The organism is Wandonia sp. (assembly GCF_984588085.1).
In genome coordinates this window covers 1-11,370 of record NZ_CFIGVI010000069.1, presented here as the reverse complement: position 1 = coordinate 11,370, position 11,370 = coordinate 1, and the positions used below count along the sequence as shown (strand labels likewise).

Annotated in this window: 9 protein-coding genes; 2 read left to right on the top strand and 7 right to left on the bottom strand. The window is 40.2% G+C overall.

Annotated elements, in window-relative coordinates; translation table 11 throughout:
• The 3 genes from mnmE to AC4PL9_RS14660 form a co-directional block, all read right to left on the bottom strand.
• The coding region (gene mnmE, locus AC4PL9_RS14670; protein WP_491605502.1) for a tRNA uridine-5-carboxymethylaminomethyl(34) synthesis GTPase MnmE at positions 1-1,373 on the bottom strand (1,373 nt) is incomplete at its 3' end.
• Between the two features lie 70 nt (positions 1,374-1,443).
• Positions 1,444-2,229: a DUF4249 domain-containing protein gene (locus AC4PL9_RS14665; RefSeq protein WP_491605501.1), complete on the bottom strand. Its 786-nt coding sequence runs from the start codon at positions 2,227-2,229 to the stop codon at positions 1,444-1,446.
• Between the two features lie 12 nt (positions 2,230-2,241).
• Positions 2,242-4,563 carry a TonB-dependent receptor gene (locus AC4PL9_RS14660; RefSeq protein ID WP_491605500.1) on the bottom strand — a complete coding sequence of 774 codons (2,322 nt, stop codon included), beginning with the start codon at positions 4,561-4,563 and terminating at the stop codon, positions 2,242-2,244.
• 324 nt (positions 4,564-4,887) lie between these two features.
• On the opposite strand from AC4PL9_RS14660, the gene AC4PL9_RS14655 reads away from it, so the two are divergent.
• Positions 4,888-6,888, top strand: coding sequence for a S41 family peptidase (locus tag AC4PL9_RS14655; protein ID WP_491605499.1), 2,001 nt, complete (start codon positions 4,888-4,890; stop codon positions 6,886-6,888).
• A gap of 3 nt (positions 6,889-6,891) precedes the next feature.
• A complete protein-coding gene (locus tag AC4PL9_RS14650) occupies positions 6,892-7,926 on the top strand; it encodes an LIC11966 family surface protein (protein WP_491605498.1) in 1,035 nt (344 codons plus the stop codon).
• A 135-nt stretch (positions 7,927-8,061) separates the two neighbouring features.
• Here AC4PL9_RS14650 and AC4PL9_RS14645 read toward each other — a convergent pair whose 3' ends face one another.
• From AC4PL9_RS14645 to rpsT, 4 genes are read right to left on the bottom strand one after another with little or no spacing between them, the layout of a single operon-like run.
• Positions 8,062-9,228: an OmpA family protein gene (locus tag AC4PL9_RS14645; RefSeq protein WP_491605497.1), complete on the bottom strand. Its 1,167-nt coding sequence runs from the start codon at positions 9,226-9,228 to the stop codon at positions 8,062-8,064.
• 10 nt (positions 9,229-9,238) lie between these two features.
• The gene (gene hemE, locus AC4PL9_RS14640) at positions 9,239-10,270 is read right to left on the bottom strand and encodes a uroporphyrinogen decarboxylase (protein ID WP_491605496.1); all 1,032 of its coding nucleotides are present in this window, start codon (positions 10,268-10,270) and stop codon (positions 9,239-9,241) included.
• A 28-nt stretch (positions 10,271-10,298) separates the two neighbouring features.
• A complete protein-coding gene (gene ung, locus AC4PL9_RS14635; protein WP_491605495.1) occupies positions 10,299-10,967 on the bottom strand; it encodes a uracil-DNA glycosylase in 669 nt (222 codons plus the stop codon).
• A gap of 59 nt (positions 10,968-11,026) precedes the next feature.
• Positions 11,027-11,278, bottom strand: a complete 252-nt coding sequence (gene rpsT / locus AC4PL9_RS14630; protein WP_491605494.1) for a 30S ribosomal protein S20 — start codon at positions 11,276-11,278, stop codon at positions 11,027-11,029.
• Between the last annotated feature and the right edge of the window lie 92 nt (positions 11,279-11,370).

The following is an 11,370-nucleotide window of genomic DNA, read 5'->3' as shown; positions in this document are numbered from 1 at the left end:
CCGATGCAAAACTTAGAAAAAATAGATCCCAACAAATCATCTGTTGAGATTTCGCCTGTAATGGAACCCAGATGGTGAATTGCCTGACGGATATCCATTGCAACAAAATCGCCTGTGATTCCATTTTCTAATCCTTCCAGTACTTTTAACAGATCGGAATGGGCTTTTTGAAGCGCATCAAAGTGACGTGAATTCGTGACAATTACATCTTCCTCTCCTACTCCGCTGATTGTAACCGATTCCCGAAGTCGCTCAAGAAGTTCTTCCAGGTTGGAACGTTCCTTAGCTGAGATAAATACGGGACTGTACTCCGCTAAAAAGTCAAAAGCTTCGGATAATAGATCCCGCTTATTAACAATAACAATGAGTTGCTGCCCTTCGTTCAGGTAATTACTCCTGAAATCAGTAAGTTCATTTAGCGTTGCTTCCGCATTTGTATTTCTTTCGTCCAACAAGTATAAGACGATCAGGGCTTCTTTCGCTTTTTTATACGAGCGTTCAATGCCCATACTTTCTACCACATCTTGTGTTTCACGCAATCCTGCTGTATCGATAAAACGATAACTGATACCGTCCAGAACGATTTCATCTTCAATAACATCTCTTGTCGTTCCGGCAATATCTGAAACGATCGCTCTTTCCTCATTCAACAACACATTCAACAAGGTACTTTTTCCTACGTTGGGGGCACCTACGATGGCAACAGGAACACCATTCTTAATCGCATTTCCGGTTGAAAAAGATTCTTTTAGGCGAGCCACTACTGATATAATTTCCCGAACCAGATTGTTCAATTGTGTTCTGTCTGCGAACTCCACATCTTCTTCTGAAAAATCCAGTTCCAGTTCAATCAATGAAGCAAACTGAATTAATTGCTCACGAAGTTGTTGCAATTCGCGGGAAAACCCTCCCCGCATCTGTTTCATAGCCAACGAATGCGCCATTGAGGAACGGGAAGCGATCAGGTCAGCAATGGCTTCTGCCTGGGCCAAATCCATCTTACCGTTCATATAAGCACGCATGGTAAACTCTCCCGGGTCGGCCATACGACATCCGTTTTCGAGTAAGAGTTGTAAAATCTGTTGTTGGATGTATACCGAACCATGGCAGGCTATTTCTGCTGTTGCTTCCCCTGTAAAGGACTTCCCTTTTTGAAGCACAGTAACCAATACCTCATCAATTAACTGCCCCTCTGTTGATTGTATATACCCGAAATGAGCCGTATGCGAAGTTTTATCGGTAAGGTCTTTACTGAAAACTCCTGAAGTTATCTCTAACGCTTTTGGTCCGGAAACACGTATAACAGCGATAGCTCCCATACCGTTTGCTGTCGAAAGCGCGCAAATTGTATCTGCATTTTCCCCGAAATTCATACTGCAAAGATAAGACGACTAATGATACTACTTTGCAAAATTGATGAACAAGTTCTCTCCTTGCAACCGTCTATTGAACAGTAATCGTTTTCCGGTGAACAGAGTGTGCGCTAAAATATCCCAGTGCATTGGGAGAGAAAGGAGAAACCGGATTAGCCGGAGTGGCAGAAACAGCTGAGTTAATTGTCCCGTCTAGTGATCGTAAATATTCGTAATTTGTTTTATCAATATTCTGTAAAATCACCTCTACCACATCCCCTGTTGTCAACGAATCATCTCCAAAGAAAAACAACGGAACTTCCATATCTCCTCCTTCCGCCAGCATATCAGACACGACATTAATATCATCATCCGGTTCTCCGTTTCGTACGAACAGAACCCGGTAATAGTTTTCCACATTCGGATCATCGGGAAATACAACTGTCAGGTATCTGAACGGTCCAAAAAGTCCCTGCTCAACACGAACGGTATCTATTTCTGTCAACAAAGGCATGGTCGAAGTACTTTCGTATGATTCGCCTTCCACGTCGATGGTTAAGGTATAAGACTTTCCGGGAACTCCTGTAATTGTAGTCATTTCATACGTTCCGGGAGATACTTCGTTCAAAACTTCCGTTGCTCCGTCGCTATCAATAATTGTAACCACAGCGCCACTCACACCCGGAAAAGAATTGGATTCATCAAAATTCACTGTTTTTGTCAACTGCACCTGATACGGTCCGCCCTCATCGTGTATATTCGACTCTATTACCAACAATGGATCCGAATCATTCAAATCGATATCAATAACTTTTTCACAAGCTACAAAAGGTAATACCAACCCGGCTGCAAGTATATTTCGAAAGATCGTTTTCATAAGGTAAATGAATTAAAATTTAAAGTTATAGGTAATGGAAGGAATGATTTTGAACAGTGATGTCTGAACAGCCTGTGTTTTTGACGGATCATTCGGATCTTCTTCGAATGTGATGGTAAATGCATTTTCTCTTGCATACAGGTTATAAAAAGACAAGTTCCAGCTTGACTCAAAGCGTTTTCTTTTCTTTCCGTCAAAAGTAATCCCCAGATCCATTCTGTGGTAATCCGGCATCCGGTAAGCATTTCGTTCGGTATAGTAATTCACTACCTGTCCCTGAATTTCATATTTTCCACTCGGGAATGTCACTGCATTTCCTGTATAATACACCCAGGTCGCTGCCACACTTAATCTCGGTAAAATCTGATACATCAGGACAATAGATATATCATGCGTTCGATCCTGTCTTGCCGGGTAGTATTCATCGTTGTTAATTCCTTCTATCTTTTTCTCTACACGGGACAGTGTATACCCTACCCAACCGGTTATTTTTCCAACTTTTTTTCTAAACAGGATCTCAATTCCGTAAGCACGTCCTGTTCCCGTTAAAAGCTGAGATTCTACATTTTCTCCGAGATCTAACTCAGCCCCATCCTTATAGTCGATCTGGTTTTGCAGCCACTTGTAGTAGGTTTCAACAGACAATTCCAGTTTATTCGACAGGAAGTTTCTGAAATATCCCAGAGACACCTGGTCTGAAATTTCCGGGCGAACGTTGTAACTACTCGGAATCCAGAGATCAGTAGGACTACCGGTCGTAGAATTCGACAGAAGATGCAGGTTCTGTGTATTTCTTCCATAGAATGCTTTCAGGGAGTTCTTCTCCGAAAGTAACAGATTTACGCCCACTCTCGGTTCAATATTTACATAGGTTTTTCCAAATTCCGCATTCCCCAGACGAGTTGTGTCAATTACATCACCTGCTGCATTATATCCGTAAAAGTCCCCTCTTCCGACCAGTGTAAACGTTGATAATCGCGCACCGTATTCGAAACCTACCCGTTTGAAAGGTTTCCACTCGTGACTTATGTAGGCGGCATTATCCCATGCATAGCGATTATTCTCTTTCGAGTTAACAATCGGTTGGTTTTCAAGTGCCAGTTTCCCAGGTAAAATACGGTGGAAAATGGAGTTAATTCCAAATTTGATTTTATTCTCCGAATTGATAAAATATTGAAAATCCTGTTTCAGGTTATAGTTCTGGATTCGCGAAACAATTTCCGCATTGTTTCCGGCAAAATCAATAGACACTTTATAATTGTACTCACTAAAGATAAAAGTCGTATTGGAAAACAGTTTCTCACTCACCAGACTATTCCAGCGTAAAGTTCCCGTTGCATTTCCCCAGTCCAGTCCAAAGACTTTCTGAAAGCCCAGTACATCTCTTCCGAAATAACCCGAAAGATAAATCCTGTTCCTCTCATTTAGTTTATAATTTGCTTTCAGGTTGAGGTCATAAAAGTACAATTGTGAATTCTTCAGGCTTTCTTCCCGGGATAGTTTCAGGAACAAATCCGCATACGTTCTTCGTCCTGCAATACTAAAAGAACCTTTATCCTTTACAATCGGACCTTCTACATTAAGGCGGGCCGAAATCAAACCAATTCCACCACTTACACCGAAGCGTTTCATATTTCCATCCTTCATCCGTACATCCAGTACTGAGGCAAGACGCCCTCCAAACTCTGCCGGCTGAGTTCCTTTATAAAGTGTAACATCTTTCAACGCATCCGAATTGAATACGGAGAAAAAGCCCAAAAGATGAGAAACATTGTACACCGTTGCTTCATCCAACAGGATCAAATTTTGGTCTGCAGCTCCTCCCCGAACGAAAAAACCACCGGTTCCCTCTCCACCATTTTTTACTCCCGGTCGGAGTTGAATGGTTTTCAGAACATCTTTTTCTCCCATTAAAACAGGTACTTTATTAATCTCCCGCATATCCAGTTTATCCACTCCCATTTGGATATCGGTTACATTCTGATCCTGACGTTCGGCTTCAACCACAACTTCATTCAACGTTGTGTTATCTATCAAATTAAAATCCAAACGTTTATCCTCTGTCAGCAGAATCGTATCTTCGACTGTAACAAATCCTACAAACTGAACAGCAATCCTGTATTCACCCTCTGGTAAGGTAATTGAAAAGAAACCGTAAGCATTTGTAGCTGCTCCCGTATTTTCAAGATCGAGAATCCGAACAGTTGCTCCGATTAATTCTTCTCCTGTCCCTCCATCCCGAACATAACCACTAAGCGTATATTTATCTTGTGCTGAAACGGTTGTTAAACATAATAGTAGTGTAAAAACTACTAGTAGAGTAAATTTGTTCATCTGAATTTAGTTTTCTCAAAAGTATTACAAATGAAAGGACAATAAGTTTGCCCAATGTGAATTTTACATGAATGGTAAGCAAGCAGTATGACCGGAAAACACTATTTACTGTAATCTGACTAGTAATTAATTCGCAAATATTTTTTTCAACAAATCACCCCTAAACAAATCATTTACAACAAAATAAACAATATACCGTATTATTAGAATCCTAAAAGCAATATTGAAGCTAAACAGTTCCTCATTTTATGATTACCTTTGCATTTTTTATTGGAGACTGTTTTGAATTTGCCGAACTTTATCACCCCACTTCTAACTGCCTGCATGCTACTATTTATTGCTGCCGGAAGTTCCTATTCACAATGTGCGAAAATAACTCCTTTGCTGGAACTCTTCGAGCAGGAGCATTACTCAAAACAACCTATTACTGATTCTATTTCTGAAAAAATAGTGGATCGTTTTATTGATTTGTTAGATGAAGAAAAAAAGTTCTTTACAGCATCAGATCTGCAAACGATCAAGGAGTCATACCCATCAAAATGGTGGGAAGATAATGAGCCGATTTGTGAATTTCTGCGGCAAACCGAGTCCATATATGAAGATCGAATTCAACTTATTGACTCAATTTTACCTGAGCTTATAACCCCTGTTTCCTTTGAACAGAACGATCAGATTTATACGCGAATTGCTTTCAGAAAATCATTCCCAAAAGATCTGAAAGAATTACAAGTAAGATGGCAACAACGTGGGAGTCTTCATATACTATACTCCCTGTTTGAAACGGATTCGATTCCTACGGAAACTGAAATTACAGCAAAAAAGAATCAATTCATTACCAGTACAAGGTGTCGTTTGAAACTATTACTAACACCCGATGAAGGATTGTCCAACAGTATTCTGAATCTCTTTTTCAATGCGATCACTACAACCTATGATCCGCATTCCAGTTATTTCAATATGACTGAAATGAAAATTTTTGAGGAAATGTTATCAACCGAGGTTGAAGGTTTCGGAATTTCTATCGACAAGAATCAGAAAAACGAGGTCATTATTTCCCACATTGTTCCCGGATCTTCCGCATGGCAATCGGGAAACATTAATGAAAATGATAAGATTATACAGTTGATCGCCGAATCAGACACACTGGATTTACAATGCCTGTCAATAACAGGAGTTTTTAAAAAACTCAGTGCGACTGATATCCGTAAAATAGAGCTTACTATCGAAAAAAATGATGGAAGTACAGAAAGTATTACTTTAAAAAAGGGAAAGCTCGAATCGGAAGACAATACGATCAATAGTTACATTCTGGATAATGGTTCCGGAAAAATTGGTTTCATAGTGATTCCCTCTTTTTATACTTCCTGGAGTTTTGAAGATTGGAATGGGTGTGCCAATGATGTCGCTAAAGAAATTCTCAAGCTTAAATCGGACGGTATCAAAGGAATTATTCTTGATCTGCGTTATAACGGAGGCGGGTCTATGAAAGAAGCTATTGATTTTGCAGGAATCTTTATTGATCACGGACCACTGACGATGTTAGCAGATTCTGAAGAAAACGTAGTCGTGATGAAAGACTTCAACCGTGGACTTGCATACGACGGTCCATTGGGGATTCTGATAAACGGAAGTTCGGCATCGGCATCAGAGGTTCTTGCCGGAGCTCTTCAGGATTATAACCGGGCCATTATCATCGGGAGTCCTTCCTTTGGAAAAGCTTCTATGCAAAGCATCCGTCCTGTTGTATTTGACGATGACCACGAAGGATTTGTTAAGTTAACGCTGAGCCAGATCTTTCGGTTAAACGGAATTTCGTACCAACAAAAAGGTATTCAACCGGACATTCAACTATTTAGCATGTGGGAAGGGTTTCACACAAGAGAAAAGGATTTATTGAATTCCATTTACCCAGATTCTATTGATAAAAAAGTAACCTTCTCTCCCTTCCCTCCTCTTCCTTTGAAAGAATTGCGGGAAACAAGCTCGAAACGACAGAATAACAGCAAGGTAGTTGCCCATCATAAAGAGATAAATCAGGCCATGTTGAAATTCCGAAATATTGAACAAATACCTCTTAGTTTCGACGGGTTTAAAAATTACCATTCACACATTGAACAACTTGATTCTCTGCTCAACACCTCTCCGGAAATGGAAGACACTTCCTTTACAGTTACGAACCACCGGTTTGATGAAACTGTATTCCTATTTAATTCGGAGCTGGAAAAGCAGAATAAATTGACCCGGGAGGAACTAAGTTCCGATATTTCTATTCGGGAAGCCTATGCAATTTTAGTCGATTACATACAATTAATAAAAGCCAAGTAAATTATGAAAAGTTCATTTTTTTCTAAGGCGGTTTTTGTTACCGCTATCTCCTGCAACAGTCTCTTTGCGCAGGACAACGGTGCTGTAGAGCACCTAAATACACTTAACAGTATCAATAACCCGATTACTACCAAAACCTGGGAATACACCAGTGCAGTAGCAAAGGACAAAGGAGCCCGAAAAATTGAGAAAAAGAGAAGTAATTTGATTAGCGAAATGAATGGAGCTATTCAACACGTTAAAAAAACACCTGCCTATAAAGGTGATGCTTCTTACCGCGACTCAGTTGTTGCATTCCTTGAAATGAACAAGGCAGTTCTGGTTGACGATTACTCTAAAATTGTTGATATGGAAACTGTAGCAGAAGAATCCTATGATTTAATGGAAGCATACCTGAAAGTACAGGAAATTGCCAATGAAAAAATGCAACAGGCTTCCGACCGTCTGAATGATCAGCTTCATGTTTTCGGAGAAAAATATGACATCCAGATCATCGAAGGTGAAGCTTCTAAGATGTCCTTACGCGTAGCACAGGCAAACCGCATGTGGAAGTACTACAACGAAGTTTACCTTATTTTCTTCAAGCCTTACAAGCAGGAAGCTTATTTTATGGATGCTGTACAAAGAGGTGATGTAAATGCCATGGAGCAAAACAAAAATTCACTTGCTGAGTTTGCAAAGGAAGGACTTGAAAAGCTAAAGTCGATCAGCAACTTTGATGGTGATGCTTCACTGAAAGAAAGCTGCAAAGCTATTCTTGAATTTTATCAGGAAGAAGCTGAGAAACACTTTCCGGTTTTAACAGATTTCTACCTTAAAAAAGAATTATTCGAAAAAACGCAGCAGGCCTTTGAAAAACTATCCAAGAAAGAGCAAACTAAAGAAGCTGTTGAGAAGTACAATGCAGCAATTACAGATTACAACAATAGCACACAAAACTATAATGCAACCAATGAGAAGTTAAACAGTACGCGTTCAAAGCAATTGGACAACTGGAACAAATCAACTTCCCGTTTTACGTCAAAGCACGTGAAGTAATCAGGTTTCAAAGCATAAAAAACAAACAGCCCGCGGATCATTTCTACGGGCTGTTTCTATTTATCCATTTAGGATTAAGCACAATAAAAAAGGCTACCGCAATGCGATAGCCTTTTAGTATCTAAAAGTCCGGTATTATTTAATCACTCTAAACTCTACTCTTCTGTTTTTAGCTTGTTTCAATTCATCATCCGAAGTTTCGGAACTGTCCGAAGGCTTGCGATCTCCACTATCCGAACCAACCAGACGAAGATCATTAACACCCTGATCCATCAGGTATTTAATCACAGCATTAATTCGCTTCTGAGAAATACCTTTGAAAACTCCCGGTTTTTCCTCTTCCATTGCTGTTTCTTCAACATCAGAGTGTCCTTCTATTTTCAAGCGCATAGATGGGTTTTCTTCCATAAGTTTCACAAGACGATCCAGGTCACGTTTTGCCGCTCCGGTAACCATATCCTGCCCGAAACCAAAGTAAATCGTACTCGCTTCTACTTTTTCCCCAAGCGTCATGTTATCGCGGAAGTAATCACTTTTTGAGAAAATTACAGTTGATCCGAAATCGATTCCTTTATCAACTCCACAATCACACTTTTCGTCATTCCCCAATAACTGTACAGATACGTTGTCTAAGTAATAGTATGCCGAAATCGTCTGCGTACCTCTTACCCCTGCTGCTTTTTTCACACGTTCGGTTCTGGTATCCTCGTTACTTTTGAAGTTTCCTATTGTAATAAACTTCTCTCCTCCCTGAGCAGTATACGTTCCACATACACGATCCCAGCCGAAAGTGGCATTGAAAATCTTGTTTTCCCAATCCACTACATGTGATTCATCAATAATCGATGTTTTCTCACTCGTACCAAACTCTTTTTTACTAAAGTTTGCTGCAATATTATTGGATGCATATTTTGAAAGCTCAGCAAGAGAAACGTAGAATTTAACACAATACTTCATCCCTTTTTTCATCGGAGAAGAAAGCTTGGTTGTTACGTAAGTTCTTGGTAATTTATTATTGTGCGAATACGTTATAATCCCAGCGTAGTTTGATCCTTCATTAGGAATCTCCCCTCCGTATGGATTATTTTCCGTATCTACATCCGGTACTTTTTTGCTTGGAACAAAAACATCTGATTTTGCCCCGGTAGGATACGTCCACCCGACAGCATTCTGGATAGAACCTAACTTCTTTACCGTTTTATCAATCGATTCAAAACCTCCGTTTTCTACAAGATTTTCACCTTCCTGTGCCAGCAGTCCAAAAGCGACGAACATAGGAAGAGTCAATATCAGTTTTTTCATAGTTCAAATTTTAACGTTTAAATTCTTTAACCGTTTGTACAAATGTTTTTACCTTCTCCGGATCAACATCCGGGTAAACTCCGTGGCCTAAATTTACAATATGTCTTTTATTCTCAAAGCTATTGAGCATTTTATTTGTGTATTCAGCCACCTTTTCATGGGAAGCATACAGCGCGCAAGGATCCAGATTTCCCTGTAAGGTTTTGCTATCTCCTGTCAGTTCTCTGGCTCTACGGACATCTATTTGCCAGTCTACGCCTATTGTATTACAATCCAGATGAGCCAATGATCCATAGGAATGATGCGCTCCTTTTGAGAATAAAGTCAGCGGTACCTCGGTAATTGCATCCGCAATTCTTTTCAAATAACGTATACCGAATTCCTCATATTGATCCGGTCCCAAAATACCTGCCCAGGAGTCAAAAACCTGTAACATATGTGCTCCGGCTTTTACCTGTGCTTTCAGGTAATCAATTGTCACGGTCGTTATACTATCTAACAATTCGTGTGCCAAAGCCGGATTTGTATACAGAATTTTTCGTGCTATTGAGAACGTTTTCGACCCCTGCCCTTCGGTCATATAGCAAAAGATTGTCCAGGGTGCTCCGGCAAAACCAATCAGGGGAACTCGTCCTCCAAGTTCTTTATTTGTGATTTTGATTGCCTCCAGTACATAAGCAAGGCGCTCTTCCACATCGATAGTAAGATCTACTTTTTTCAGGTCTTCTGCCGAACGTATCGTTTCTTCAAACCAGGGCCCTTTTTTCTCGATCATCTGGTACTCAAGCCCCATCGCTTCCGGAACCACCAAAATATCTGAAAAAATAATGGCTGCATCCACATCCAGAATATCCACCGGCTGAATGGTTACTTCTGCTGCCAGTTCCGGAGTTTCTACCAGTTCCTTAAAACCGGAAAGAGAATTTCTTACAGCTCTGTATTCAGGTAAAATTCTTCCTGCCTGTCTCATCAGCCACACGGGATAACGTTCTGTCATCTCTCCTTTTGCAGCCCGGAGTATCAAATCATTTTTTAAGTTCATACTATGCAAAAATAATGCTTTGTTTGATTTACCAAGCGATTGGCTCTAAATTACGTTCTAACAAAAAAGCGTTTGTTTTACTGAAGTGACGACACCCGAAAAATCCTCTGTGTGCACTTAACGGTGAAGGGTGCGGAGCTTCAAGGATATAGTGTTTATTAGTGTCAATCAGAAGCTTTTTGGATTGTGCCCGACTTCCCCACAAAAGAAAGACAACCGAATGCGGTAAATCGTTTATTTTACCGATAACCTTGTCGGTAAATTCTTCCCACCCCTGATTAGCATGACTCTGTGGTTCTCCTTTCCGAACCGTCAGTACAGTATTCAGCAGGAAAACACCTTGTTCAGCCCAGTGCATCAGATAACCATTTTTCGGAGGATTTTGATTCAAGTCCGAACTAATCTCTTTATAGATATTATTCAGGGATTTTGGCAAAGGGAACACATCCGGCAGAACAGAAAAACACAACCCGTGTGCGTGTCCGGGTGTCGGATAGGGATCCTGCCCCAGAATTACCACTTTTACATTGTGAAGAGGTGTCGCTTCAAAAGCAGCGAATATTTTGGTTTTCGGAGGAAGAACCGTATGCTGTTCATATTCTTCTTTCAGAAAAGAAGACAGCTTCTTAAAATAGGGTTGTTCAAACTCCTTCTCTATAAAATCTTTCCAGTCGGGTGCTACATCGTTAAAAGCCATAGGTACAACGCAAAAAAGGGAGATCAACAGATCTCCCGAATATCGTTACTTCTTTTTTCTTACAAGTTGTTAACGTGAATCGTCAAACTTGACTTCAGGTTAGCCGCTTTATTCTTGTGGATAACGTTTTTCTTTGCTAATTTATCCAACATACCGATAACGGATGGTAAAAGCGCTTCTGCTTCCTTCTTGTCTGTCATTGAACGAAGACTTCTAACAGCGTTACGCGTTGTTTTGTGCACGTACTTGTTTCTAATTCTCTTCGCGTCGTTTGAACGAATTCTCTTTAATGCTGACTTATGATTCGCCATAATTTTTAAACTAATTTTTTATTTTGAGTAAAACTCTGTAGCCCATAGGAGAATCGAACTCCTGTTTCCAGGATGAAAACCTGGCGTCCTAA

What these genes read in the sequence shown, in the direction of transcription:
- AC4PL9_RS14665 (WP_491605501.1), bottom strand. Translation starts at nt 2,229, where the DNA reads ATGAAAACGATCTTTCGAAATATACTTGCAGCCGGGTTGGTATTACCT.
- AC4PL9_RS14660 (WP_491605500.1), bottom strand. Translation starts at nt 4,563, where the DNA reads ATGAACAAATTTACTCTACTAGTAGTTTTTACACTACTATTATGTTTA.
- AC4PL9_RS14655 (WP_491605499.1), top strand. Translation starts at nt 4,888, where the DNA reads ATGCTACTATTTATTGCTGCCGGAAGTTCCTATTCACAATGTGCGAAA.
- AC4PL9_RS14650 (WP_491605498.1), top strand. Translation starts at nt 6,892, where the DNA reads ATGAAAAGTTCATTTTTTTCTAAGGCGGTTTTTGTTACCGCTATCTCC.
- AC4PL9_RS14645 (WP_491605497.1), bottom strand. Translation starts at nt 9,228, where the DNA reads ATGAAAAAACTGATATTGACTCTTCCTATGTTCGTCGCTTTTGGACTG.
- hemE (WP_491605496.1), bottom strand. Translation starts at nt 10,270, where the DNA reads ATGAACTTAAAAAATGATTTGATACTCCGGGCTGCAAAAGGAGAGATG.
- ung (WP_491605495.1), bottom strand. Translation starts at nt 10,967, where the DNA reads ATGGCTTTTAACGATGTAGCACCCGACTGGAAAGATTTTATAGAGAAG.
- rpsT (WP_491605494.1), bottom strand. Translation starts at nt 11,278, where the DNA reads ATGGCGAATCATAAGTCAGCATTAAAGAGAATTCGTTCAAACGACGCG.